Raw genomic sequence first — 24,852 nt, 5'->3', positions numbered from 1 at the left:
AGGCGCACGGCGCTCACCTGCACCTCCGCGCCGATGACTCAGCCGTCCTCCGGTTCGTGCGCTCCGAGCGACGTCTCCTCCGCGTCGATGGCCTTCAACGCGGAGACGATCGCCGGCTCCTGGTAGCGCCCCTCTCGACGGGCGCGAAGGATCGCCTCCCGCTGGGCGGCGAGCATCGCCTTGCGCAGACGCATCTGCGATTCCAGCTGCGGCCACGCGGCGTCCGGCTCATAGGCGTCGATCGTGTCGCCCAGGAACGCGGCATCCGCCCGCAGCAGTTCGACGACGCGGGTTTCGTCTGCAGGGGTGGCGACCTCATCGAGGCGCTCGATTCCCGCACGGCGCGCTTCGGCCATGAGCATCTTCAGTTCGGTGCGCTCCTGCTGGCGATTGGGCGGCGGCAGTTTGAGCGCGCGGATGATGGCCGGCAGTGCCAACCCGCCGAGGAGGCTCGCCACGACGACGATGAACGCCAGCAACTGCAGGTACGACCGCTCGGGCGTGCTCTCCGGGAGGAGGAAGACCGCCGCGAGCGTCACGACACCACGCACGCCGGCGGATGCCACGGCCACGCCGTTCGGGTATGTCCAGCTGCGCTCGCGCATGCGCTGAGGGCCGTGCCGGTAGATCACGGTCGTGGCCATGACCCAGGCGAAGCGCGACGCGACCAGCATCGCGAGGATGCCAGCCACGATCAGGACCGACGGCCAGAACCCCGGCCCCGCATCCACCGCACCGTTGAGGATGCCCGCCAGATTCAGGCCGATGAACAAAAAGACGGCGTTCTCGAGCAGGAACTGGATCGTCCGCCAATTGAGCCTGACGGTGACCCGGGATTCGGCCGACGCCACCGTGGGCGACCGGTAAGCCATGTAGATCCCGACCACGACGACCGCGATCACGCCCGAGCCGTGCAGGGTCTGGGCGACCAGGAACACCGCCCACGGCACGACCAGCACCAGGCTCGTGTCGAGGACGGGGGCACGGAGGTGCTGGCGCACGAGCGAGATGAGCCAGCCGGCGCCGAGGCCCACCCCCACCCCGACGATGATCGCGATCGCGAAGTCGATCGGGATCGTGATCGGGTCGACGACGCTCACGATCGCCGCGATCGATGCGTTCAGGGCGACGAGCGCGGTCGCGTCGTTGAGCAGGCTCTCGCCCTCGAGGATGGTGACGACGCGTCGGGGCAAGCCGACCTTGCCCGTGATCGCGGTGACGGCGACCGCATCGGTCGGAGCGACGACCGAGGCGAATGCGAAAGCGGCAGCCAGGGTGATGGAGGGCACGAGCGCCCAGGTGGTGAAGCCGACCGCGACGACGGTGAAGGCGACGAGCCCGACGGACAGCAGCAGGATGCTGTCGCGTCGGGCGCGGATGTCGATGAGCGACGTCCGGATCGCGGTCGCGAACAGGAGCGGCGGAAGGATCGCGTAAAGGATCACGTCGGGTTCGACGTGCACTTCGGGCACCCCGGGGATGAACGAGGCGACCCCGCCGACCACGACGAGGGCCACGGGTGCCGAGAAGCCGATGCGGCCGACCAGGCCCGTGACGATGACCGTGACCAGGACGAACGCGACCGACCAGGCGATGATCTCGATGGGATCCATGCAGCCAGTATTGCGGGCTACTCCATCCGTGCGATCCACGCCGTCGCGGCGGGCGGCAGCGACCCGCCCACGATCTCGGCGCTGGCGATCAGCACCTCCGCCCCGCGCAGATCGTACGACTGGTCGCCGAAGTTCGTGACGATCTCCCAGCCGCCGGGGCGGGAGAAGCTGAGGACGTCGTCATCGCCGGTCTCGATCCATTCGAGGTGCTCGGCGCTCTGCAGCTCGTGGCGGAGAGCGAGTGCCGCCCGGTACAGCACGAGCGTCGAGTGCGGGTCCTCCTCCTCCGCCTCGACGGACGCGGCGCCGAACCACGCGGGCTGCGGCAGGTGCGCGCCACCGGCGCCGAAGCCGAACGACTCGCCCTCCCGCGTCCACGGCAGCGGTACGCGGCATCCGTCCCGACCGATGTCGACCCCGGGGCTGCGGAAGTAGGTCGGGTCCTGGCGGTCGCGACCGTCGATCTCGACGACTTCGTGCAGGCCCAGCTCCTCGCCCTGGTAGAGATAGGCGGAGCCGGGGAGCCCGAGCACGAACAGTGTCGCCGCCCTGGCGCGACGCAGGCCCTGCTCCCGGTCGAGTCTCGGCGACTTCCCCTTCGAAAGCAGCCATTCGTTGCCGTGCTTGAGCGTGGGTCGCCCGTCCGGCGCCCGGTCGGGGTCGGGCAGGCCGTAGCGTGTGGCGTGCCGGACGACGTCGTGGTTGGAAAGCACCCACGTGGTCGACGAGCCGCTGGACTCTGCCAGGTCGATGTTGTCGGCGACGATCGCCCGGAACTGGGCAGCGTCGAAATCGGCCTCGAGCAGGTCGAAGTTGAACGCCTGGCCGAGCCCTTCGGCGCTCGCGTAGCGCTGACGGCGGTCCCGCGCGACCCAGGCCTCGGCGACGGCGGTCCGTGGCGGGTCGTACGAATCGAAAACCTGGCGCCACTCGGCGTAGACCTCGTGCACGTCATCGCGGTCGGTGATGGGGTGCCGTCCGTCGATCGGGATCTCGGCGAGCTCGGCACGCATGGGCAGCGGTTCGGTCAAGTCCTTCGTCAGCATGTGTGCGACGTCGATGCGGAATCCGTCCACCCCCCGATCCGACCAGAAGCGCAGCGTGGTGAGGAAGTCCTCGCGCACCTCGCGGTTGCTCCAGTCGAAGTCAGGCTGTTCGACGGCGAAGTTGTGGAAGTACCACTGGCCGTCCGCGACGCGCTCCCACGCAGGACCTCCGAACGCCGACTCCCAGTCCGTGGGCGGCTCGGCTCCGTCGGGTCCGCGACCGTCACGGAAGATGTAGCGCGCCCGCTCCGGAGAGCCGGGGTCCGCCGCCAGTGCGGCCTGGAACCACTCGTGCCGATCGGACGAGTGGTTCGGCACGATGTCCACGATGACGCGGATGCCCACGCGATGGAGCGCCCGCAGCATCCGATCGAAATCCGCGAGCGTGCCGAGACGCGGGTCGACGTCGCGATAGTCGGCGACGTCGTAGCCGCCGTCGGCGAGTTCGGACGGGTAGAACGGGCTGAGCCACACCGCGTCGATGCCGAGGTCACGGAGGTACGGCACGCGATCGGTGATGCCGGCGATGTCGCCGATCCCGTCGCCGTCGGCGTCGGCGAAGCTGCGGGGATAGATCTGGTAAACGGCCGCCTGGCGCCACCAGGTGGCGTCGCCGGCGAGGTGCACGTCACGGTCATCGGTCTCGACGCTGGGTTCGATGGTCATGCTCATCAGTCTGAGGGATCCTCGACTGCGGGATCAGCAGCGTCTCCCGCCCTCGCGTGTCATCGCCTCGCGTGTCGTGGCCTCGGGCGGCGGCGTGGGCGGCGGCGAGGGGACCCGCCGTCTGATCGGGAAGCGACCGGTTTCGGCCCGCGAGCCGTGCGGTGAACATCCCGTGAATGGCGGACCGGGGGCCCGTCCGTGTACGCGGACGCTGGCATCGTCGAGGCATGACCTCGATCGCACGTCCGCAGAGCGTCGTGCGCAGACGCGGCGACGATGCGCTGATCTCTCCCGCGCCGACCGCGATGGTGTGGGAGAAGCCGCGGGCCGCTCACGAGCCGATCGCCGTGCCCGGCATCGTGCTCGCACCCGGTGATGCACTCGTCGAGGTCGAGCTCGCGCTCATCTGCGGATCGGACGTCGAGGCGGTGTCCGGCCGACGAACCGTTCCCGCTCCGCTGGTGCTCGGTCATGAGCAGGTCGGTCGCGTCGTCGCGGTCGGCGGGGCGGCGCGGCGCTCGGACGGGACCGCTCTGGGGATCGGAGACCGCGTCGTGTGGTCGTCGACCATCTCCTGCGGGTCGTGCGACCGCTGTCGGTCGGGGATGCGTCAGCGCTGCCGCGCCCTCGCGTCGTACGGCCGGGAGCGGATGGCGCGAGGCTGGGAGCTGAGCGGCGGCTTCGCATCGCATGTGCACGTGCGTGCCGGGACGACCGTGGTCGCCGTCGACGCCGAGACGCCCGCGCCGGTGATCGCGCTGGCGTGCTGCAGCGGCGCGACGGCGGTCGCCGCGGTGGATGCCGCGGCGCAGGTCGTGCCGCTCCGAGGGGCCAACGTCCTCGTCACCGGCGGCGGGCCGACCGCGCTCACGGCGGTCGCGCTGGCCTCCCGGTCGGGCGCGCGCGTCATCTTCGCCGACGGCGACCCGGGGCAACGTGATCTCGGGCTCCGATTCGGCGCGACGCGCGCGGTGAAACCCTTCCCCGATGTGGTGGCCTCCGCGCTGTCGCCGGCACGCCGCTGCGACGGCCCGAGCATCGTGATCGAGGCATCCGGCACGTCTTCATCGACCCAGCTCGCGCTGGATTCCGCAGCGGTCGGGGGCGTCGTCGTGCTCGTCGGCGGCGGACATGCACCGGACGCGGGAAACGCGCCGATCATCCTGCCGGCGGTCGATCCGGCGGGCGTCGCGCGGCGGCTGCTGACGATCCGGGGAGTGGAGGGCTACCGTCCCGAGCATCTGGTGACCGCCGTCGACTTCCTGCAGCGGCATGGCGATGATCACCCGTTCGCGGAGCTGGTCAGCGACTTCTTCGCCCTGGAGGACCTGGATGCCGCACTCGCGGCGGCCGCATCCCTCGCTCCCACTCGGGTGGGCGTGAGCGCGGGCGTGATCACCTAGCAGGAGGGACGCGCCCGACCCGACCGCCTCCGTCACGCGAGAAGGCTGCGGATGTCCTCGGCGGTGAGCGACTCGCTGAAGAATGCATCATCGTCGAGCACCGCCGAGACCAACTCGGCCTTCTTCGCCTTCAACGCCATGACCTTCTCCTCGATCGTCCCGGCCGCGACCATGCGGTAGACCATGACCTGCCTGGTCTGACCGATGCGGTGGGTCCGGTCGACGGCCTGCGCTTCACTGGCGGGGTTCCACCACGGATCGAGCAGGAAGACGTAGTCGGCTTCGGTGAGGTTGAGACCGAAGCCGCCCGCCTTCAGGCTGATGAGGAAGACCTTCGCGTCGCCGTCCCGGAACCCGTCGATTGCGGCGTCGCGCTTGCGCGTCGCGCCGTCGAGATACGCGTACGGGATGCCGGCCGCATCGAGCCTCGCGGCGGCCCGCCGGAGGAACGAGGTGAACTGGCTGAAGACGAGCGCCTGATGTCCCTCACCGATGACATCGTCGAGCTGCTCGAGCAGGGCGTCGAGCTTCGCCGAGGGCACGTCGGCGTACGCGACCGGGTCGATGAGTCCCGCGTCGAGGCTCAGCATCCGCAGAAGGGTGAGCGAGCGGAAGACGATGAACCTGTTGCGGTCCAGATCATCGACGAGCCCCAGGATCTTCTGCCGCTCCCGTTGCAGGTGCGTGTCGTAGATGCGGCGATGCTGAGGCTCGAGGGGGATCTCCAGCACCTGCTCCTGCTTCGGGGGCAGCTCCGGCGCGACCGCTTCCTTCGTGCGCCGCATCATGAACGGGCGCACGCGGCGACGCAGACGTGCGAGCCGCTCGACGTCCTGGTTCACCTCGATCGGGCGTCGGTACTTCTCCGCGAAGTCGCGCGCCGACGGGAAGAGTCCGGGCGCGACGATCTGGAAGAGCGCCCACAGCTCCGACAGGTTGTTCTCGATCGGCGTGCCGGTCACGGCCAGCCGGAAGGGCGCGCGGATGCCCCGTGCCGCTTCATGCACCTTCGAGGCGGGGTTCTTGGCGAACTGGGCCTCGTCCAGGACCAGGCCCGCCCAGGCGCGTCCGGCGAAGTCGTCGGCGTCCAGGCGCAGGATCGCGTACGTCGTGAGGACGATGTCGGCGCCGGCCGCGGCATCCGCCATGCTCCTCCCGCCCTTCGCCCGGGTCTCGGTCACTTCCGCGACCGACAAGCCGGGCGTGAAGCGTGCGGCCTCGCGGGTCCAGTTCGACACCACCGAGGTCGGCGCCACCACGAGGAAGGGGGCGCCCTGGGCACCCGCACGGGCACGGGCATGCGCGATCAGCGCGAGCGTCTGCGCGGTCTTGCCGAGGCCCATGTCATCGGCGAGGATGCCGCCGAGCCCGTGATCGTGCAGGAAGGCGAGCCACGCGAATCCCTCCCGCTGGTAGGGGCGCAGTTCGCCCACGAACCCGTCGGGCAGGGGCGCCGACTCCTCGGCCGCGTCCGCACCCTCGGCGCGTTCCCCGACGCGCCGTAGGCCGTCGACGGTCGCACGCCACGCCACGGCGGCCTCGCTCTCGTCGGCGAGATCCTCGAAGTCACTCCACAGCGCGGTCTGGTACCGGCTGATCTGCATGCCGGCCTCCCACTCCTGCAGAGTGCCCGCCTCTTCGATGAGCTCGCGAAGCGGTTCGAACACCGGCTGGTCGAGGCGCAGATAGCTGTGGTCGATCAGCAGCAGCTTCTTCGCTCCGCGGGAGAGAGCCTTGAAAAGCGGCCCGAACGGGATGGTCCGCCCCTCCACGGTCACCATGACTCCCAGATCGAACCAGTCGTTGCGCTCGGATTCGACGGCGCTCACCTTGAGGACCGGCGCTTCGACCACCTCCCGGTAATCCGGCTTCTCGCCGACGATCTCGACGCGTACGCGGTCGAGGTCGTCCAGCGCAGGGAGCACCCGCGCCGTGAATTCGGCGGCCTCCAGCGCCCGCATGAGGGTGGTCGCGCGCAGCGCTCCGCCCGAGGTCAGCGCCGGGGAGCCGGCCGGGTCACTCCGCAGCGCCTCCGCCACGGCGGCGGCGGGTCTCCGTTCCTCCACCGGGTCGAGGAACGCCGTGTCGGGAATGCTCAGCGGAAGCCGTCGCCCGTCGGCGAGCTCCCACTGCGCATCGAAACGCAGCAGCTGCGACGGTTCGAACCTGGCAGTGAGCAGCAGGGTGGCCGGCGGCACGGGCGGCGGCGAGAAACTGTCGTCTGCGCTGGTCACCCGTACCGACCTCGCCAGCGTCGGGAAGTGCTCGCCGACGAACTCGTCGACCTCCGCCTCGGCGATCTGCACGGTGCTCGGATGCTCGATGATCGCGCGTTGCGCCCGGGTGAGCGGTGTCGCCAGACGGGCGAGCACCACGTCGGGTCCTTCCGTTCCGAACTCGTAGGCGTAGACGCCGTGCGCGCCGATCAGACCGACGTTCCCGGCATCCCGCGCGACCCCGTCGATCGTGACGCTCGGCGTCAGTCGCAGCCCGTCGCTCCCCCGATGGGCGTCGAACCCGATGATCGCGGCATCTGCGATCGTGATGAGCCCGGCTCGCGCCCTCGACGTCCCGCCCGAGCCCACGAGGGGGATGCCGAGCGCCTGCGCGTCGGTCAGCAGTGCCCAGAGCAGGCTCGATTCGAACGTGTCGAGGGTGATCCAGTCGGCGCCGTACTCGATGAAGCCGCCGAGCGACGCCCCCTTCAGCATGTTCAGCTGAGCGAACCACCGCGCATGCGCGGGGTCGTAGCCGCCCGCGGTGCCCTGGTATCCCACGTTCTGCCAGGTCAGATCGCCCTTCACCCATCCGCCGCGCGTGCCGGTCGTCACGGGTCGGACGGCGAGGCGGTCGACGGATGCCGCGTCCTTCGCGGTCTCGTCGCGTGCGGGCGCGCGCGAGCCCGCAGTCAGGCCGCCGCGACCGGGGCGGCGCGCCTCACCTCGCCGGCGCAGCTCGAACTGCAGCGCGAGCGGCCTGGTCGGCTCGCCGAAAGCCGCCGGCACCCGGTCGAGCGCGGCGACGAGCCCTCGCCAGCCCGGTTCGGCCGCTTCGTGCTGATCGGCGGTTGCGCGGGCGGCGACTCCGGCGCGGTGCAGTTCGTTGCCGGCGAAGAGCACCGCCGCGACGTGCTTGCAGTTGATGCCGATCGGGCAGGAGCAGACCGCCCTGCGCACCATCACGCGGGTGGTGTTCGCGCCCGCCAGCGTGACCGAGACGCGGTAGGGCGACGGCTCCGAGCCCTGCACGTCCGCGGTGAAGCGCTGATCTGGCGCGTCCCAGTGAAGGTGATGGACGCGCCCGCCGCTGGCGTAGGCCTTGCCCCGGCTGTGCGACAGGGGCCCGACCAGGCGGGCGATCGTCAGCTCTTCGACGAGAGGGACGAGCGGATCGGGCATCCTTCCATCGTTTCACGACCAGCCGTTCGTTTCACGACCAGCCGTTGTCGAACCACCCGTGCCACACCGCGTTGTCGAGTCCCCGACCGACGATGTCGAGCCGGTTCGTCCCCCACGATGCGATGTCGATCGACGAGCTGAATCCGCCGCCCAGCGTCTCCCAGTCGTGCCAGGTGCCGTCGAACCACTTGTGCCAGCACGCGTTGTCGAGCCCGCGCACCACGACATCAAGGCGGCGCGCCCCCCACGAGGCGACCCCCGGAGACGCGGAGAGACCGCCGCCGAGGGACTCCCAGTCATGCCATCCGCCGTCGAACCACTTGTGCCACAGCGCGTTGTCCGTGCCGCGGACGAAGACATCCAGGCGCCCCGACCCCCATGAAGCCACGGCGGGATCGCTCGTCAGACCGCCGCCCAACGACTCCCAGTCATGCCACCTGCCGTCGAACCACTTGTGCCACAGCGCGTTGTCCGTGCCGCGGACGAAGACATCCAGGCGACCGCTGCCCCACGATGCGGCCGCCGGCCCCGACGACAGTCCCCCGCCCAACGACTCCCAGTCGTGCCACCCGCCGTCGAACCACTTGTGCCACAGCGCGTTGTCCGTGCCGCGCGCGAAGACATCGAGCCGGCCAGACGCCCATGATGTCGCGGCCGGGTCCGACGTGATGATGCCACCGAGCGACTCCCACTCGTGCCAGCCTCCGTCGAACCACTTGTGCCACAGCGCGTTGTCGGTGCCCGCCGCGAAGACGTCGAGGCGGCCGCTCCCCCACGAGGCAGCGCCCGGACCAGTGTTGGTCGCTCCGCCGAGAGACTCCCACCCGATCGATTGCCGAGCACGCGAGACTCCTCCGGTCACGCGGTAATCGACACCGCTCGACGTGTACGACAGGTTCAGAGGCTGTTCGGTGAGAACGGCGACCGGCAGCGCCATCGAGCTGTCGACAGCGGCGAAGATCAGCGGCCGCACCCCCAGGAAGTCGTCGGGATCGCCCCACGACTGCAGGAAGAGCCCGATCTTGCCGATGGTCGACGGTTCGATCGCGGCCATCACGGCCTTGATGGCCTTGTCGATATCGGGCTGAGGATTGAGGAGATTGAGTTGGCCCTTTTCCACGAGGGCGGTGAGTTGTGTCCGGGTCGCGGCGATCAGGTCGTTCACCAGACCCTTGATCGCACTGAAAGGCGTGGCATCCGATTCGAAGACCAGCGCGAAGGTGCCCAGCAGCTCGGGAAAGTCACCCGCGAGAACCTGCGCCTGCGTCGGCCGGTCGACGTTGTCGAAGCGCACGATGCCCTGATTGGCCGGGATCGGCCGGGAGCCGCCGGTGTCGATGCCGTTCGCCCAGTCGTCGTTGAGCACCCCGCTCCAGAACACCTGCGTCGAACCGGGCGTGCGGAACTTCGACCGGAAGCCGATCATGATCAGGTACGGCTCATCCCCGTCGCTCAAGAAGCCGTCTTCGTCGGCATTGTTCACCTTCAACCGATCGAGCGCGATGGTCCAGGATTCGGACATGGTTCACCCCTTCGTTACGCGTCTGGTCCGTGCGATCAGGCGTCGAAACAGGAGAGGACCGCGCCACCCGTCGTGATACCGCCCCGCAGCGGAGCTCTTCTCGCCCCTCCCCCTCGACCGCACGGGAGAATGGGGGCGTGACCGCGAACACCGATGAGCCGCTCTACGTCGTCTCGATCATCGTCGATGCGCCGATCACGAAGCTCGACGCCCTCGACGTCGTCGCCTTCGTCGCCGACAGCGCGATCGAGGGGGCCGGAACAGCGCATCCCCGGGTGAGGATCGGGGCGCACGCGTGGGCCGAGGTCGAGATCCCCAAGTTCGCCGACCCGCCGCCGCTCGCCATCGACATCTATTCGCACGTCTCCCTCGCAACCGCCACCGCCGAGGCCGCCCGCCTGCAACTCGGGCTCGAGCGTGTCGGTTGGAGCGCGCGCCCGGATCGGCCGTCGATGGGCTAGCCGTTCGATCGGCGGGGACCCGTCCCTTCGGCCGTGCGGTTCCGCTGAGACGGCGTCGTCATCGCAGCGGCTGCGCTCCGATGACGGACAGCAGCTGCAGCCGCCCGTGGCTTTCGCTCCCCGGAATGGCGGTGTACACGAGGAGGGAGTGCGCGTTACCCGGGTCGACGAGTCTCTGGCAGTAGAGCTCGAGTGCGCCGACCTCCGGGTGGACGAAACGCTTGACGTCGTGCGGCCGCAGGCCGACTTCGTGCAGCGCCCAGATGCGTCGGAACTCCTCGCTGCGATCGAGGAGGAGCTGCGACAGCCGGGCCGCGTGGGAGTCGGGCCCGCGCCGGGCGGCGACCTCCCGCAGACCGGACGCGTACAGACGACTCAGGAAGTCGTGTTCCTCCGGCGCGTAGAGCCGACGCGAGTCGGCGTCGGTGAACCACCGGAAGCCGATGCTGCGCTCTGGTCCGACGCGACCCGCACCGTCACCGGTGAGCGCGACCCCCAGCCGTGACTGCCTCAGCGTCTCGCCGAGTTCGGTGACGATCTCCGCCGGCGTGTCATCGAGTCTGTCCAGCACACGCAGCAGACCTGGGCTGATGTGGTCGCTGGCCGCACCGCGCACGGGCGGCGGGTGACCGGCCAGCACGAAGAGATGGTCGCGCTCCTCATGGGTCAGGTGCAGCCCTTGGGCGATCGACCCCAGCATCTGCTCGGAGGGCTGCGGACCCCGTTCGCGCTCGAGACGGGCGTAGTAGTCGATCGACATATGGGAGAGCATGGCGACCTCCTCCCGTCGCAAGCCCGCGGTCCGGCGACGCGCGCCACGCGGCAGACCGACGTCCTCCGGCTGCAACGCCTCGCGCCGGTTCCGCAGGAACGCCGCCAGCCCCGGACGATCGATGGTGCTCATTCCTCCTGTCTACCCTTCTTCCGTGAGCGGATGCCACGGCCTGCCGATCCCCCGATCACGGTGTCGCATCCGGGGATGCCGAATCCGCGGATCGACAGGCCCTGGTTGTCTGCGTCCTCCCGCTGCACGCTGGTGGCAGGCCCGCGACAGCAGCGGTTTCCCTCAAGGAGCAGACATGACACCCGCACGATCACCTCGTACCGCCGACATCCGGTTGCCCGACCTCAACGGCACCCGGGCACTCGTGACCGGAGCCAGCGACGGAATGGGGCTCGTCATCGCGCGGCGTCTGGCCGCCGCCGGCGCACACGTCATCATGCCCGTGCGCAACCGCCGGAAGGGCGAAAGCGCCGCCGCGTCGATACGCGCGGCCGTGCCGACCGCCGCCGTGCACGTGCGCGACCTCGATCTGTCTTCGCTGCAATCGGTGGCGACCCTCGGCGACGCTCTGCGTGAGGAGGGCCTGCCCATCCACATCCTGATCAACAACGCGGGTGTCATGACCCCACCGAGCCGGCAGACGACCGCTGACGGCTTCGAGCTCCAGTTCGGCACGAACCATCTCGGTCACTTCGCGCTGGTGGGCCACCTTCTCCCGCTCCTGAGCGCGGGACGGGCCCGTGTCACGTCGCAGATCAGCATCGCGGCGCGCTCCGGGGTCATCCGATGGGACGACATCAACAGCGAACGCCGCTACAACGCCATGCAGGCGTACGCGCAGTCCAAGATCGCGTTCGGGCTGTTCGGTCTCGAGCTCGACCGGCGCAGCCGAACCGAGGGCTGGGGCATCACGAGCAATCTCTCGCATCCGGGAGTCGCGCCGACCAGTCTTCTCGCCGCCCGGCCGGAGCTTCAGCGCGACGGAGACACCCCGCAGGTGCGTGTGATCCGTTGGCTGTCAGCACGCGGGATCCTGGTGGGCACGGTCGACACCGCAGCGCTTCCGGCCCTCGCGGCGGCGACGGCGCCCGACGCGCAAGGCGGCACCCTGTACGGACCGAACGGTTCCGGACACATCGGTGGGTCTCCCGCTCAGCAGGACCTTTATCGGCCGCTGCGCGACGTCGACGACGCCACCCGCCTGTGGCAGCTGTCGGAGACCCTCAGCGGCGTCGTGCCGTCCCCCGTACGGCGGTAGACGGACGGGTCCGCCGCCCGCCGATCTGTGGGTTTTCGATGATCACGAACGGATAACGGAAAAACCCTTGCCGTCGTTATCTTCTCGTTATACAGTTCAGGAACGGTCGATGTTTTGCTGTGGCAGAGACCGGACATGTGATTGCAGGACACTCTTGGTGCAAAGGGAAAAGGGCCGGCCGGATGCCTCTCCGACCGGCCCTTCACCATTCCCGACACCAGCCGCACCCCCAGCCGCACCGACTCACCCGAGCTCGAGGGCGTTCCACCGGCCGGGCTCGGTGAGTTCGCCGTAACGCACATCCACGCCCGTCGACGCGATCGTCGCGGCGCAGACCAGCAGCGAGAGCGTCGGGTAGCCGTACGGCCGGTTGTCCCGCACGATCGCCCGCTCGTCCGTGGGGTCGAGGGCGGAGCTCCGCGCGAGGATCTCGAGCCAAGGCCGCCACCACTCCGAGCTCGCGGCATCCGGAACCTGCGCTTCGAAGGCGGGAAGCCATTCGACGATGCGCGCGGTCTCGGGGTCGTCGATGTCGTCGTGAGCGATCATGTGCGTGCCCGGCGCGAGCGGAGTCCGCCGGACCACATCACCGTCCCAGGTCACGATCGCGGCCCCGATATCAGGGGAGGCGCCTGCTGCGGTACCGGGAGAGGTGCGGGCCACCTCGACGAGGTTGAATCCGTGCATGCGCGGCCGTTCAGCAACCGACCGTCCGGCAACCGAGTCCAGCACGACCTCCCCGCGCGACCGCAGCCCCTCGGCGGGCAGCTCGGCGACGTCGGCGCGGTTCAGCAGCACGGCGAACCGGCCGGTCGAGGAGTCCGCCGCCAGCCATGCGCCGCCCGACCGCTGATCGCGCACCCCCACGACATCGGGGTACTCTTCCGGCCACCGTCGCCCCAGCGGGTCCCATGCCCGGCCCGGGTCCTCGTCTCGGATCGCGAGGACCCGCGTCGGCTCGTCGCTCGAGACAGGAACGTGGATGATCACCGTGCACACTGCAGAAATCTCCTGACAAGATCGAGGCATGTTCGTCGTCGTGGGAGTCACCGGTGGGATCGCGGCCTATAAGACCGTGCATCTCGTGCGCCTGCTGGTGCGATCCGGGCACGACGTGCATGTCATCCCCACCGAAGATGCCCTCCGCTTCGTGGGTCTGCCGACGTGGGAGGCGATCAGCCGCAACCCGGTGACGACGTCCGTGCACGACGATGTCGCGAAGGTGCGGCATGTCGCGCTCGGACGGTCGGCGGATCTCGTGATCGTCGCACCGGCGACGGCGAACTTCCTGGCCAAGATGACCGCCGGGCTTGCCGACGATCTCCTCGGAACCAGCCTACTGGCGACCACCGCGCCGGTGATCGTGGCACCGGCCATGCACACCGAGATGTGGCGCCATCCCGCCACCGCGCACAACATCGAGGTGCTGCGTTCGCGGGGGGTCCGCATCGTGGGGCCGGAGACGGGCGAGCTCACCGGTGGCGACAGCGGGCCGGGACGGATGTCGGAACCCGAGATGATCCTCGAGGCGGCGTCCGTCGTCCATCGCCGGGACCTGGCGGGACTCCGCGTGGTCGTCACGGCCGGAGGCACCCGCGAACCCCTCGATCCCGTGCGGTTCCTCGGCAACCGCTCCAGCGGCCGACAGGGCGCGGCGGTCGCCGTCACCGCCGCCGCACGCGGCGCCGACGTGCGACTGATCGTCGCGCATGTCGACGCGGGAGTGCTGGCCGAGGCATCCGCTCTGCCCTCGATCGAGATCGAGACCGTCGGCACGGCCGCTGAGCTCGCCACCGCCGCGCGGACGGCTGCGGTCGGTGCCGACGTCATCGTGATGGCTGCGGCCGTGGCCGACTACCGCCCAGCCGAGGTGTCGGAGCGCAAGCTCACGAAAGAGTCGTCCCCCGACGGTCGGCTCACGCTGGAGCTCGTCGAGACGGAGGACGTGGTCGCGGCACTCGTGCGGGAGCGTCGGGCGGGGCAGACGATCGTCGGTTTCGCCGCCGAGACGTCGTCCGATCAGGCTGATCTCCTGGCACGCGCCCGGCGCAAGCAGGCACGCAAGGGCGTCGACCTGCTCGCCGTGAACGAGGTCGGATGGACACGGGGCTTCGAGTCCACCGAGAACGAGCTGACGATCATCGGGCCGGGCGGCGAAGTGCTCGCCGATGCCGGCGGTCACAAGCGGGCGGTCTCGGATGCACTGTGGGACGCCGTGCTCAGCGTCCGGGAGCGCTGACGCGCGCACTCCTCCCCTGGATCGCCTGCCCTGCCTCACCCGTCGAACGCACGGGTCGGCGCGGAATCGCGCGCAGGCGAGCCCGCTCCGAGGGAGCGAGGTGCTCGACGGCGGAGGAGAGCATCGTGCGCGGCATCCGTCCGGCATTCTCCTCGAGGAACGCCAGCAGTTCGCCGCGGTCCACCCGTTTCCCGACCTCGCGCAGCATCCATCCGACGGCCTTGTGGATCAGCGGCTCGCGGTCTCCGAGCAGCGTCTCGGCGAGCCGCAGCGTCGGTTCGGCGTCGCCCGCCTTGATCCACGCAAAGGTGGCGATGACGGCGACACGACGCTCCCACAGCGGTCCCGCGGCCAACCGATCGAGTCGGGCGAAGGCTTCGACGTCATCCTGCTCTCGCAACCATCGCCCGACGATCTGTTCGGCGGTCGAGTCGACGAGGTCCCAGTTGTCGACCTCCCCCCGCGAGACGGCCGCCAGGTAGAGGTCGAAGATCTTGCGACGGGCGTCGTCGTCGCCCGTCCGTGCGGCGCGTTCGGCCTGGGCGACGAGCACGAGCAGCGCCGCAAGCCGGTGCTCGTGGACCGGGCTCGCGAGCAGCGCGGTGGCCTCCGCCGCGGGCAGGGCCGCGAACTCCTTGACAACGGTTCTCGTCGCCGGCACGCGGACGCCGATGAACTCGTCGCCCTCGGCGTATCCGCCCGGCCCCGTCTGGAAGAAGCGCTGCAGGATCTCCGCGTGGGCAGGGTCACCGAGCGCATCGAGGCGGGCGGCGAGGTGCGCTGCGGTCAGCTCGATCGACACGAGTGCAGGTTACGCCGCACGGCGCTAGCGTGGATGCATGACCTCTCCGATCGACCCCACGTCCACCGCTGCCTGGTCGGAGCTCGACGCTCTTCGAAGCTCGTTCACCCCTGATCTGCGCGCGTGGTTCGCCGAGGACTCCGGGCGGGTCGAGCGCTTCAGCTTCCCCCTTGCGGACCTGCACGTCGATCTGTCGAAGAACCTCGTGACCGATGAGATCCTCGCCTCGCTCGTGCGGCTCGCCGAGCAGACCGGGGTGGCTGAGCGTTACGCGGACATGCTGGCCGGCGCCCATTTGAACACCAGTGAGAACCGTGCCGTGCTGCACACCGCGCTGCGGCGGCCGGCCGGATCATCCCCCGCCCTCGTCGTGGACGGGCAGAACGTCGATCACGATGTGCAGGAGGTGCTCGATGCGCTGTCGGCCTTCGCCGATCGCGTGCGATCGGGCGAGTGGCGGGGCATCACCGGCAAGAAGGTCACGCACGTCGTGAACATCGGTATCGGCGGCTCCGACCTCGGTCCGGTCATGATCTACGAAGGACTCAGGCCCTACGCCGACGCCGGCATCCACGCGATCTTCGTCTCGAACATCGACCCCACCGACATCGCCCAGAAGACGGAAGGGCTCGACCCCGAGACCACACTCTTCATCGTCGCGTCCAAGACCTTCACGACCCTCGAGACCCTGACGAACGCGCGGCTCGCGCGCGACTGGCTGTGGGCGCAGCTCGAGTCCTCCGGCGCGATCGGGTCGGACGAGGCATCCCGCACCGACGCCGTGGCGCACCACTTCGTCGCCGTCTCGACGGCTCTCGACAAGGTGGCGGCATTCGGCATCGATCCGAAGAACGCGTTCGGGTTCTGGGACTGGGTGGGCGGACGCTATTCGGTGGATTCGGCGATCGGCCTCTCGCTGGCGATCACGCTGGGTCCTGACGCGTTCCGCGAGCTGCTCGGCGGATTCCACGCCGTCGACGAGCATGTCCGCACGACACCGTTGGCGCAGAACGTACCGGTCCTGATGGGGCTGCTCAACGTCTGGTACAACAACTTCCTCGGGGCGCAGTCGCATGCCGTGCTGCCCTACGCGCAGCAGCTGCACCGATTCGCGGCATACCTGCAGCAGCTCACGATGGAGTCGAACGGCAAATCGGTCCGGTGGGACGGCTCACCGGTCACCACCGACACCGGTGAGGTGTTCTGGGGCGAGCCGGGCACGAACGGCCAGCACGCGTTCTACCAGCTCATCCACCAGGGAACGCGGTTGATCCCCGCCGACTTCATCGCCTTCGTGAATCCCGCGTATCCGCTCGAGGACGGCGGGCGCGACGTGCACGGTCTGTTCCTGGCGAACTTCCTCGCGCAGACGAAGGCCCTCGCCTTCGGCAAGACGGCCGAGGAAGTGGAGGCCGAGGGGACGACGGGTGCACTCGTGGCGGCGCGCACCTTCCCGGGCAATCGTCCGACGACATCGATCTTCGCGGCCTCGCTCACGCCGCGGGTGCTGGGCGAGCTGGTGGCGCTGTACGAGCACATCACGTTCACGCAGGGCACGATCTGGGGCATCAACTCGTTCGATCAGTGGGGTGTCGAACTCGGCAAGCAGCTCGCCCTGCAGATTGCTCCGGCGATCGAGGGTGACGCCGATGCGCTGGCTTCGCAGGATGCCTCGACCCGCGCGCTGCTCGAGTACTACACCGCGCACCGGGCCTAGGCGAGCGGCCTCACACGCGTGCAAAGCCGCCCGAGCCGGGCTGAACCTCGGGTCCGCGCCGAACGTGAGGTCGCTGGGCGAGGAGGTCGCGCATCAGTGTGAAGAACGCGGCGGAGTCGACCTCTTCGATCGCGGTGGCGTTGGGCACGGCGTCCGCTCGCCAATCGAAGACCGTGGCACCGCGGGTGTGCTCGCCGCGCAGTTCGACGGCCACGCGGTAGGGCCGTTCTCTGCGGGTGAGTTCGGGCGCGAGGGCGATGGCCACCGACAGCGAGTCCGGGTGCGTCGACCCACCGAGACCTGCGGCGTGATCGAAGGCGAACGTCGCCCGGTTCGCTCGGACGAAGAACCTGCTGAGGGGTGTGTCGAGGGCCTCGATCTGAGCGATGCGCTCGGGTCCGAAGACCGTGGATGCGATGGTGAGCGGATCCCACGTGACGAAGCGCAGGCTCGGGAAGCCGGCGCTCACGACGATGTTCGCGGCCTCCGGGTCGACGAAGATGTTGTATTCCGCGGCGGGGGTGACATTGCCTCGGCCGTTGAGGGAACCGCCCATCACGACGAGCTCACGGACGTTGGCGGCGAAAGCGGGGTCGCGGCGCACCGCGAGCGCGATATTGGTGAGCGGCCCGATGGCGACGATGGTGAGCTCACCGGCGTGGCGGCGCGCGAGGCGGACGAGGGCATCGACCGCGTGCTCCTCAGACGCGGGCTCGGCGTTGGTGCGACGCTGTCCGCCGACACCGTCGAGTCCGTGCACCTCGGTCGCGCCGACCCACTCGCTGACGAGCGGCACGTGGGCCCCGGCGTGCACCGGGACGTCGCCGAGGCGACCGGCGAGCTCGAGGGTCAGGAAGGCGTTGTCGACCTGCTGCGCGAACCCCACGTTCCCCGCGACGATCGTGATGGCCTTGAGGTCTGCGCGGGGGTCGAGCAGTCCGAGCAGCAGCGCGAAACAGTCGTCGGCGGCGGTATCGGTGTCGATGACGAGAGGGATGGGCACGCTCGATCTTTACAGGTGGTGCGCGTTTCGACTCGCTGCTGCACGTTGAACGGCCGGATGGGGCGAACGAAGAGACCTTCGGGTAAGGGAAGACGCGGCAGCGACCGGCGTGAGGCCGTCGCCGGTCACTGATCGACGGACTCGGCGCTGCGGCGGGGGGCGCTGCGCCCGGCCGCGGTCGCGCCCTCGGACGCAGCATCCATCGCCCTCTCGCCGGCGGTCCCGCGAGAATCGCGGATCTCGCGAGTGTCCTCGAACGCGGAATCCTTGCCGTCGACCGCAGCGCCGGCTTCTTCGTCCGGCGCCGTCGCAGGCGCCGCGGCGTACGCCGCGGAGAGACGGCGGTACGGCCGCGACACGAACGCGAGCAGCACGACCACGAGAAGCACGAGACTCGCCGCGGTGAACGCGAGGGCGATGCCGCGAGCCTCCCCCTGGCCGAGCAGCCATCCGAAGGCGTCGTCGCCGGCGTCGCTCCGCATATACGGGATCAGCCAGAACTCCGCGATCGGGCCGATGATGAACGACGACACCGGCGCGGCCGCCGACTCGATGCTCGCCGCGAATCCGAACACGCGCCCCTGCTTCTGGAACGGCACGACCCGCTGGATGATGGTCTGCTCGGATGCCTCGGCGATGGGCATCAGGCACATGAACACGAGAATGCCCAGCGCGTAGACCCACCACAGTTCTCGGATCGCGAACGTCATGCCGAGCACCGCGATGCCGACGTTGACCAGCAGCATCGTCCGCACCGGATTCTTGCCGAGCCCGAACTTGGCGACCAGAAGTCCACCGATGATGAACCCCGTGCTCGTGACGCCGAGCACCACCCCCCAGAGCTCGACCGAGAACAGCGTGAGCCCGTACGGGTCCATCAGCGCCATGAAGATGCCGCCGACCAGATTGTTGAACGTGCTGAACAGGAGGAGGGCGAGGAGCCCCGGAACAGCGACGATCGCGGGGATCACGCCCCGGAAGTCGAACGACGTCGTCGCGCCCTCGACGTGGGCGATCGTGCGCTCTGGGATCGGAACGAACATCAGATGCGTCAGCGCGAGGGCGGTCGCGACGATCGCGATCACGACGGTCCATCCCATGCCGAGCAGCCCGATCGACAAACCCGAGAACACGCTCGTGACCATGAACGCGATGCCCTGCACCGTGCCGACCAGCCCGTTCGCCCGGTCGCGGCGGTCGCCGGGCACCAGCAGCGTCACGGTCGTCGACAGCGCGATGTTGCGCATGTTCTCGACCACCCCGCCGACGAGGATGACTGCGGCGAACACCCAGAACCACGGACCGCCCCAATCGACGAGCACCGATTCGGGGAAGGCGAGGTAGAGCGCCCCGGCGAGGAGATAGGCAGCGAGCGTGATGACGCTCGAGAGGACCATGACCGCCTTCTTCTTGGTGCGGTCGACGATCACGCCGAACACCACGCCCAGAAGCGCGACCAGCAGCATGTACGAGCCGCCGATGATCGCGGTCGCCAGCACCGAACGCGTCTCGAGGTAGACCCAGAACGTGAGCGCCCACCACAGATAGCTCGATGTGACGTTGGCGATCGCGGTGTTCAGCAACACCCCGTAGAAGCTGCGCAGGGTCGACGGCCCCGGCGCGAACTGGTCAGGCTCGCTCGTCGAGGCATTGCGGGGCGTATCGGACATCGTGGGTCACTCCCGGTTCGGCACAGCTCGGTCTGGCACAGCTGGATCTGGTGACGGTTCCAGGGTCCCACGACCCCCCGACATTCGGCCAGGGGCAGCCGACGACGAGCAGCTGCGCTCAGCCGCGCAGTGCCCCGAACCCGAGCAGGAAGAGCGGGACGTAGATGAGCGCGATCAGGATCGCGTGGGTCAGGACGAATCCGAAGGCCTCGAGCGCTTTGCCGCGCTGCCGCAGGTGGCCCGTGATCTTCGCGATCATCGATGAGGGGTGCCGCACATCCCAGCTGTTCACGCGCAGGTACCTCCCCATGTAGACCCCGACGGCGCCGAGGACGATCACGACGCCCGCGAACACCCACGACGCGGCCGGCGCGCCGGCGTCATCGGGGTCGAGCACGACCAGGATCACCCCGGTCTGGATCACCGCGAGGCTCAGCACGGCGTTGCCGATGCCCGACAGCGTGAGCGCCAGCGTCTGCACGATGTCGTACCAGAGCGGCACAGGTGTCTCTTCGGCTCGATGGCTGAAGTTCAGCTCGGTGATGAGGTAGACCGAATTGGGGAAGAACAGCAGCCACAGCAGCGTCCCGACCGCGATGTAGCCCCAGACGAAGGTCGCCGCGATCAGTCCGGGGATCACCGCGAGGCGGTCGAGGGCGGCGCCGAGCAGGAACAGCCCGCCGATCGCCGTCAGCGCGAGCAGCACCGGAGCGAACGACAGGCCGATGTTCAGCAGCATGGGGCGGTACAGGGACACCTTGTAGACCCACGAGCGCAGCAGGATCAGCGCCGCGGCATAGAGGTTGAGCACGACGACGCTGCTGACGGCCACGAGGATCACCCCGTCAGCTTTTCACGCGAGCGCCGTCACCCCCCGAAGACGAGCCGCTCGATCGTGGTGATCACGCCGTGCTCCAGATTCGACGGTGCGCGGTGCGCCGCCCGCGCAGCGACCTGCTCGTGCGCGTTCTCCATCGCGAACGACCACTCCGCCGCATCGAGGAGCTCGAGATCGTTCAGGTAGTCGCCGAACGCGGCGGTCTGCGATCGCGTCACGCCGAGAGCGCGCTGCAGGGTCTGCAGCGCCACCCCTTTGTTGACGCCGAGCTCCATGACGTCGATCCAGTGGTGTCCCGAGACCACCACCTGGTGGCTCTCCGCAAGGTCGGCGAGCGCCGGCGCCGTCCGTTCCTCCGCCGACCCGAAGTCGTAGATCGCGATCTTGAGGATGGCGTCGTCGGGGGCGAGCAGGTCGTCGACGACGGTGAGCCTGGCGTAGTACTTCTCGGCCTCACCGAGGAATGCGGCATCCGCCCTCTCGATGTAGGCGGACTCCTTCCCGCACACGACCACCCCGATGTCGAGGCCACCGAGCGCGAGCTCCCGGAGTCGTCGCACCAGCGCATCGACGAAGACCGGGTCCATCGCGTCGACGCTGACCTCTTCGTGGCCGCGCACGACGAACGCGCCGTTCTCAGCGATGAAGGACATGCGGTCGGATGCTGCGCCGAACGTCCTCCGCAGCGTCGCCAGCTGCCGGCCCGAAGCGGGCACGAACTCCACCCCCGCAGCGCTCAAGCGCTCGAGCAGCGGCCACAGGGTGTCGGGGACCTCGCCGTCACCGTCCAGCAGCGTGCCGTCCATGTCTGCGGCGATCAGGCGGATGTCGGGCCTCGGAGTCATCAGACCATCCTCACAGAGGCCCGACATCGCGCCGGACCGGCGCCGGACCATTCCCCGGCGTGCGTCGCTAGCGGGCGCCGCCCTGGGCCAGCAGCGAGACGTCGTTCCACTTCTCCCAGGTCTCGATGCGACCGGCGTAGTCGGCCTTCGCGATCGCGAGGGGGGCCGAGCCGAAGAACACCCGCAGGGGCGGCTCGTCCGCGTCCACGATCTTCAAGACGGCGGCCGCGGATGCCTCGGGATCGCCGGGCTGTGCCGAACGCTGCGCGCGCGACTTCTGCATGGCTTCGCGGGCGTCGTCGTACGCCGCGAGAGGGTCGGCGTGACGCGCGCTCGATCCGCCCCAGTCGGTGGAGAACCCGCCGGGCTCGATGAGGGTGACGTGGATGCCGAACGCCGCCACCTCGCCGGCGAGCGCCTGCGAGAAGCCCTCGAGCGCCCACTTCGATGCGTGATACGCGCCGATCCCGGGGAACGCGCTGATGCCGCCGATCGACGACACCTGCAGGATGTGACCGGCGCCCTGCTCGCGCAGGAAGGGGAGCGCGGCCTGGGTCACCCAGAACGCGCCGAACACGTTGGTCTCGAGCTGATCGCGAAGATCGGCCTCGCTCAGCTCCTCGACGAAGCCGAACTGCCCGTACCCGGCGTTGTTGACGACGACGTCGAGTCGGCCGAACGTCTCGTGCGCGAGCCGTACGGCCGCGAAGTCCGCCTCCCGGTCCGTGACGTCGAGCTCGATCGGCAGGATGGCGTCGCCGAACCGTGCGACGAGATCGTCGAGGGCGTCGAGGCTGCGTGCCGTGGCCGCGACCTTGTCTCCTCGCTCGAGGGCTGCGATCGCCCACTCGCGACCGAACCCGCGCGATGTCCCTGTGATGAACCAGACCTTGCTCGTCATGATTTTTCCTTTCGACGACGTACGGGTGATAGCGCGGGCGGGCGGAGGATATTCCCGCTGAAGGCGACCCGCCTCCGGTCGCGACGTAGACTGCGCCGTATGCCGTGGCTCGTACATGCGTGGTGGTGGGCCCTGGATTATCTCTACGCCGGCACCCGCCAGCTCGCGATCTTCGCGCCGCCCTGGACGCGCGGGCCCCGTCGAGCGCCGACGGCCTGGAACGAGGGTGCGTCGCGCCTCCCCGAGATCGTCCTGCTGCCCGGCGTGTACGAGCACTGGTCGTTCCTCCGGCCGCTGGGCGACGCGCTCAACGCCGCGGGCCACCGTGTGCGCGTCGTGCACGGACTGCGCACAAACCGTCTGCCGGTCGGGGCCACCGCGGCGAAGCTCGAGAAAGCCCTGGCCGCATCGCCCGCGCCGCCGGCCGGCCGTGTCCTCGTCTCACACAGCAAGGGCGGACTCATCGGCAAGCATCTGCTGGTCACGACAGGCGCGGCTCAGGATGCGGCGCGCGCGGCGGCCTCGGGCGAAGACCCCGCTGCCGCCGCCGCGAGCGCGACGCCCGCGACCGCACGGGATGCGGCATCCGCTCGCCCCCTCGGTGTGCTCGGCATGGTGGCCGTGTGCACACCCTTCAGCGGCTCAGGGCTCGCCAAATGGGTGCGGGTCCCGAGCATCCAGGCGTTCCGACCCACCGACGAGACGATCGTGATGCTCGGTCGGTCGACGTCGGTGAACGGACGCATCGTGTCGGTCTACGGGCGCTACGACCCGCACATCCCCGAGGGGAGCGCGCTCACCGGCGCGACGAACGTCGAGGTGGCGGCCGTCGGTCATTTCCGCGTGCTGGGCTCGTCGCTCACGCACCGCGCGGTGATCAACGGCGTCGCCCTGCTCACCGGCGGATAGCCGGCACCGCCGTCACGCGCTCTCGTCCATCAGTCGCTCGCGGACGATCCGGCGCAGCACCTTGCCGATCTGCGATCGGGGGAGGTCGTCGATCTGCACGACCCGGCGGGGGATCTTGTAGGCGGCGAGGTGCGACCGGGCGAAATCGCGCAGCGCATCCTCGTCGAACCTCGCCCCCGATCGCACCGTCACGGCGGCGACGACCTGCTCGCCGCCGGACGAGCGCGGGAGCCCGACGACGGCAGCCGACTCGATGTCGGGATGCATCGTCAGCACGTGCTCGACCTCGGTGGGACTGACGTTGAAGCCGCCCGTGATGATGAGCTCCTTGACCCGGTCGATCACAGTGACGAAACCGTCCTGCGATACCGTCACGATGTCGCCGCTGCGCAGCCAGCCGCCGGGGAGCAGCACTTCGGCCGTCTCGGAGGGACGGTTCCAGTACCCCTGGAACACCTGCGGACCCCGGATGAGCAGCTCGCCCGCCTCACCGATCGCGCGATCCTCGGACGGGTTCTCGGGGTCGACGACGCGGATCTCGGTACTCGGGAACGGGATGCCGACCGTGCCCGGGCGGCGGGTCGGCCCGATGGGGTTGCCCAGAGCGACCGGCGACGTCTCGGTCATGCCGTAGCCCTCGACGAGCAGACCACCGTTCTGCTGCTCCCACCGCGAGACCGTCGCGACCGGAAGACTCATCGCCCCCGAGATGGAGAACCGGATGCTGCGCAGGTCGGCGTTCGCGCGCGACAGGGCGTCGTAGATCGGGGGGACGGCAGGCAGGAAGGTCGGCGGCGTGCCGCGGGCCGCCCGGAGGAACAGGTCCACGTCGAATTTCGGGAAGAGCACGACCCGCGCGCCGATGGAGATGGCGAAGGTGAGGCAGAGCGTCAGCCCGTACGCGTGGAAGAGCGGGAGCACGGCCGCGAAGACCTCCTTGCCCTCCTCCAGGCCGGGAACCCAGGCGCGTCCCTGCGCGGCGTTCGAACGCAGATTGCGGTGCGTCAGGATGGCGGCCTTGGGCTGCCCCGTGGTCCCACTCGTCAGCTGCAGCAGGGCGATGTCGTCGAGCGAGGGACGCGCCCACTTCTTGGGCAGGCGGCGGGCGTCGGAGATGCGCGACCACTCGATCACCGACTTCACCTTCGGGGTGGCGGTCATCGCGTCGCGGGACGCGCGCGCCTTCGCGACCGGCAGCCTCAGCGCGAGGCGCTTGCCCAGCGGCAGCGCGTCGGTCATTCGCACCGATACGACGGCTCCCGGCGCGGCATCGGCCGGAAGACCCGCGACGACGTCGGCGACCTTGTCCCAGACGATCGCGACCACGGCGCCGTGCTCCTCGAACTGGTGACGCAGCTCGCGTGGGGTGTAGAGCGGGTTGTGCTCGACCACGATGGCGCCGAGGCGCAGCGCCGCATAGAACGCGACGACGTGCTGCGGACAGTTAGGCAGCACCAGGGCGACGCGGTCGCCGGCCACGACGCCCAGCTTGCGCAGACCGTTCGCGGCTCGCGCGACCTGCTCGCCGAGTTCTGCATAGGTCGTCTCCGCCCCGAAGAACTCGAGGGCGACCTGGCCGTCGTAGCGCGCAACGGCGGAGTCCAACATGTCCACGAGGGTCTCGTCGACGGGCGTGATGTCGGCCGGCACGCCCTCCGCGTAGGCCGCGATCCACGACCGGTCCGCCAGGGACACATCGCCGCCCGAGGTGGCGGACACGTCGCCGGGTTCGTTCGAGGGGTCCGGGTGATCCATGCGCAGGCTCCTCAGTATTCGG

The 24,852-nt window shown here is 69.5% G+C and carries 19 protein-coding genes; 6 read left to right on the top strand and 13 right to left on the bottom strand.

What is annotated here, in order from left to right; translation table 11 throughout:
* Nucleotides 1-38: 38 nt before the first annotated feature.
* Together ACFM35_RS00455 and ACFM35_RS00450 are read right to left on the bottom strand one after the other, a co-directional pair.
* Nucleotides 39-1,613, bottom strand: a complete 1,575-nt coding sequence (locus ACFM35_RS00455) for a cation:proton antiporter (RefSeq protein WP_378837001.1) — start codon at nucleotides 1,611-1,613, stop codon at nucleotides 39-41.
* Nucleotides 1,614-1,630: 17 nt separating this feature from the next.
* On the bottom strand, nucleotides 1,631-3,325 hold the full coding sequence (locus tag ACFM35_RS00450) for a glycoside hydrolase family 13 protein (RefSeq protein WP_378837000.1): 1,695 nt from the start codon (nucleotides 3,323-3,325) through the stop codon (nucleotides 1,631-1,633).
* Nucleotides 3,326-3,552: 227 nt separating this feature from the next.
* On the opposite strand from ACFM35_RS00450, the gene ACFM35_RS00445 reads away from it, so the two are divergent.
* Entirely contained in the window at nucleotides 3,553-4,728 is a 1,176-nt protein-coding gene (locus tag ACFM35_RS00445; RefSeq protein ID WP_378836998.1) for an alcohol dehydrogenase catalytic domain-containing protein, read from the top strand.
* A gap of 32 nt (nucleotides 4,729-4,760) precedes the next feature.
* Here the strand turns inward: ACFM35_RS00445 and ACFM35_RS00440 are convergent, their stop codons facing one another.
* Both ACFM35_RS00440 and ACFM35_RS00435 read right to left on the bottom strand, forming a co-directional pair.
* Nucleotides 4,761-8,126, bottom strand: a complete 3,366-nt coding sequence (locus ACFM35_RS00440; protein WP_378836996.1) for a DEAD/DEAH box helicase — start codon at nucleotides 8,124-8,126, stop codon at nucleotides 4,761-4,763.
* A gap of 31 nt (nucleotides 8,127-8,157) precedes the next feature.
* Nucleotides 8,158-9,648: a DUF8189 domain-containing protein gene (locus ACFM35_RS00435; RefSeq protein ID WP_378836994.1), complete on the bottom strand. Its 1,491-nt coding sequence runs from the start codon at nucleotides 9,646-9,648 to the stop codon at nucleotides 8,158-8,160.
* Between the two features lie 137 nt (nucleotides 9,649-9,785).
* Between ACFM35_RS00435 and ACFM35_RS00430 the strand changes: the two genes are divergently transcribed.
* Complete coding sequence (locus tag ACFM35_RS00430; protein ID WP_378836991.1) at nucleotides 9,786-10,109, top strand: hypothetical protein; 324 nt, start codon at nucleotides 9,786-9,788, stop codon at nucleotides 10,107-10,109.
* A gap of 58 nt (nucleotides 10,110-10,167) precedes the next feature.
* Here ACFM35_RS00430 and ACFM35_RS00425 read toward each other — a convergent pair whose 3' ends face one another.
* Nucleotides 10,168-11,013: a helix-turn-helix transcriptional regulator gene (locus ACFM35_RS00425; RefSeq protein WP_378836989.1), complete on the bottom strand. Its 846-nt coding sequence runs from the start codon at nucleotides 11,011-11,013 to the stop codon at nucleotides 10,168-10,170.
* A 175-nt stretch (nucleotides 11,014-11,188) separates the two neighbouring features.
* Between ACFM35_RS00425 and ACFM35_RS00420 the strand changes: the two genes are divergently transcribed.
* On the top strand, nucleotides 11,189-12,151 hold the full coding sequence (locus tag ACFM35_RS00420) for an SDR family oxidoreductase (RefSeq protein ID WP_378836987.1): 963 nt from the start codon (nucleotides 11,189-11,191) through the stop codon (nucleotides 12,149-12,151).
* Nucleotides 12,152-12,394: 243 nt separating this feature from the next.
* Here the strand turns inward: ACFM35_RS00420 and ACFM35_RS00415 are convergent, their stop codons facing one another.
* Nucleotides 12,395-13,150: an NRDE family protein gene (locus ACFM35_RS00415; RefSeq protein WP_378836985.1), complete on the bottom strand. Its 756-nt coding sequence runs from the start codon at nucleotides 13,148-13,150 to the stop codon at nucleotides 12,395-12,397.
* 28 nt (nucleotides 13,151-13,178) lie between these two features.
* Here ACFM35_RS00415 and coaBC point away from each other — a divergent pair, with 28 nt between their 5' ends.
* Nucleotides 13,179-14,390: a bifunctional phosphopantothenoylcysteine decarboxylase/phosphopantothenate--cysteine ligase CoaBC gene (gene coaBC / locus ACFM35_RS00410; RefSeq protein ID WP_378836983.1), complete on the top strand. Its 1,212-nt coding sequence runs from the start codon at nucleotides 13,179-13,181 to the stop codon at nucleotides 14,388-14,390.
* Here coaBC and ACFM35_RS00405 read toward each other — a convergent pair.
* Nucleotides 14,371-15,192, bottom strand: a complete 822-nt coding sequence (locus ACFM35_RS00405; RefSeq protein ID WP_378836981.1) for a DNA alkylation repair protein — start codon at nucleotides 15,190-15,192, stop codon at nucleotides 14,371-14,373. The genes coaBC and ACFM35_RS00405 overlap by 20 nt on opposite strands.
* Before the next feature lie 37 nt (nucleotides 15,193-15,229).
* On the opposite strand from ACFM35_RS00405, the gene pgi reads away from it, so the two are divergent.
* Entirely contained in the window at nucleotides 15,230-16,909 is a 1,680-nt protein-coding gene (gene pgi / locus ACFM35_RS00400) for a glucose-6-phosphate isomerase (protein WP_378836978.1), read from the top strand.
* A gap of 10 nt (nucleotides 16,910-16,919) precedes the next feature.
* Here the strand turns inward: pgi and ACFM35_RS00395 are convergent, their stop codons facing one another.
* From ACFM35_RS00395 to ACFM35_RS00375, 5 genes are all read right to left on the bottom strand, one after another.
* Nucleotides 16,920-17,912: a nucleoside hydrolase gene (locus ACFM35_RS00395; protein ID WP_378836976.1), complete on the bottom strand. Its 993-nt coding sequence runs from the start codon at nucleotides 17,910-17,912 to the stop codon at nucleotides 16,920-16,922.
* 125 nt (nucleotides 17,913-18,037) lie between these two features.
* Nucleotides 18,038-19,582, bottom strand: a complete 1,545-nt coding sequence (locus ACFM35_RS00390) for an MFS transporter (RefSeq protein WP_378836974.1) — start codon at nucleotides 19,580-19,582, stop codon at nucleotides 18,038-18,040.
* A gap of 118 nt (nucleotides 19,583-19,700) precedes the next feature.
* Entirely contained in the window at nucleotides 19,701-20,423 is a 723-nt protein-coding gene (locus ACFM35_RS00385; RefSeq protein ID WP_378836972.1) for a DUF1361 domain-containing protein, read from the bottom strand.
* 26 nt (nucleotides 20,424-20,449) lie between these two features.
* A complete protein-coding gene (locus tag ACFM35_RS00380) occupies nucleotides 20,450-21,265 on the bottom strand; it encodes a Cof-type HAD-IIB family hydrolase (protein ID WP_378836969.1) in 816 nt (271 codons plus the stop codon).
* A gap of 67 nt (nucleotides 21,266-21,332) precedes the next feature.
* Nucleotides 21,333-22,166, bottom strand: coding sequence for an SDR family oxidoreductase (locus ACFM35_RS00375; protein WP_378836966.1), 834 nt, complete (start codon nucleotides 22,164-22,166; stop codon nucleotides 21,333-21,335).
* Between the two features lie 99 nt (nucleotides 22,167-22,265).
* Between ACFM35_RS00375 and ACFM35_RS00370 the strand changes: the two genes are divergently transcribed.
* The gene (locus ACFM35_RS00370; protein ID WP_378836964.1) at nucleotides 22,266-23,075 is read left to right on the top strand and encodes a hypothetical protein; all 810 of its coding nucleotides are present in this window, start codon (nucleotides 22,266-22,268) and stop codon (nucleotides 23,073-23,075) included.
* Between the two features lie 12 nt (nucleotides 23,076-23,087).
* On the opposite strand, the gene ACFM35_RS00365 is transcribed toward ACFM35_RS00370, so the two are convergent.
* Entirely contained in the window at nucleotides 23,088-24,830 is a 1,743-nt protein-coding gene (locus ACFM35_RS00365; RefSeq protein WP_378836961.1) for a long-chain-fatty-acid--CoA ligase, read from the bottom strand.
* Between the last annotated feature and the right edge of the window lie 22 nt (nucleotides 24,831-24,852).

The organism is Microbacterium songi, assembly GCF_042747925.1.
Taxonomy (GTDB): Bacteria; Actinomycetota; Actinomycetes; order Actinomycetales; family Microbacteriaceae; genus Microbacterium.
This window is presented reverse-complemented; position numbering and strand designations above follow the sequence as displayed.

Coding starts and splice junctions, on each gene's coding strand:
- pgi (WP_378836978.1), top strand. CDS start 15,230: ATGACCTCTCCGATCGACCCCACGTCCACCGCTGCCTGGTCGGAGCTC.
- ACFM35_RS00455 (WP_378837001.1), bottom strand. CDS start 1,613: ATGGATCCCATCGAGATCATCGCCTGGTCGGTCGCGTTCGTCCTGGTC.
- ACFM35_RS00450 (WP_378837000.1), bottom strand. CDS start 3,325: ATGACCATCGAACCCAGCGTCGAGACCGATGACCGTGACGTGCACCTC.
- ACFM35_RS00420 (WP_378836987.1), top strand. CDS start 11,189: ATGACACCCGCACGATCACCTCGTACCGCCGACATCCGGTTGCCCGAC.
- ACFM35_RS00370 (WP_378836964.1), top strand. CDS start 22,266: ATGCCGTGGCTCGTACATGCGTGGTGGTGGGCCCTGGATTATCTCTAC.
- ACFM35_RS00375 (WP_378836966.1), bottom strand. CDS start 22,166: ATGACGAGCAAGGTCTGGTTCATCACAGGGACATCGCGCGGGTTCGGT.
- ACFM35_RS00425 (WP_378836989.1), bottom strand. CDS start 11,013: ATGAGCACCATCGATCGTCCGGGGCTGGCGGCGTTCCTGCGGAACCGG.
- ACFM35_RS00440 (WP_378836996.1), bottom strand. CDS start 8,126: ATGCCCGATCCGCTCGTCCCTCTCGTCGAAGAGCTGACGATCGCCCGC.
- coaBC (WP_378836983.1), top strand. CDS start 13,179: ATGTTCGTCGTCGTGGGAGTCACCGGTGGGATCGCGGCCTATAAGACC.
- ACFM35_RS00365 (WP_378836961.1), bottom strand. CDS start 24,830: ATGGATCACCCGGACCCCTCGAACGAACCCGGCGACGTGTCCGCCACC.
- ACFM35_RS00390 (WP_378836974.1), bottom strand. CDS start 19,582: ATGTCCGATACGCCCCGCAATGCCTCGACGAGCGAGCCTGACCAGTTC.
- ACFM35_RS00445 (WP_378836998.1), top strand. CDS start 3,553: ATGACCTCGATCGCACGTCCGCAGAGCGTCGTGCGCAGACGCGGCGAC.
- ACFM35_RS00435 (WP_378836994.1), bottom strand. CDS start 9,648: ATGTCCGAATCCTGGACCATCGCGCTCGATCGGTTGAAGGTGAACAAT.
- ACFM35_RS00380 (WP_378836969.1), bottom strand. CDS start 21,265: ATGACTCCGAGGCCCGACATCCGCCTGATCGCCGCAGACATGGACGGC.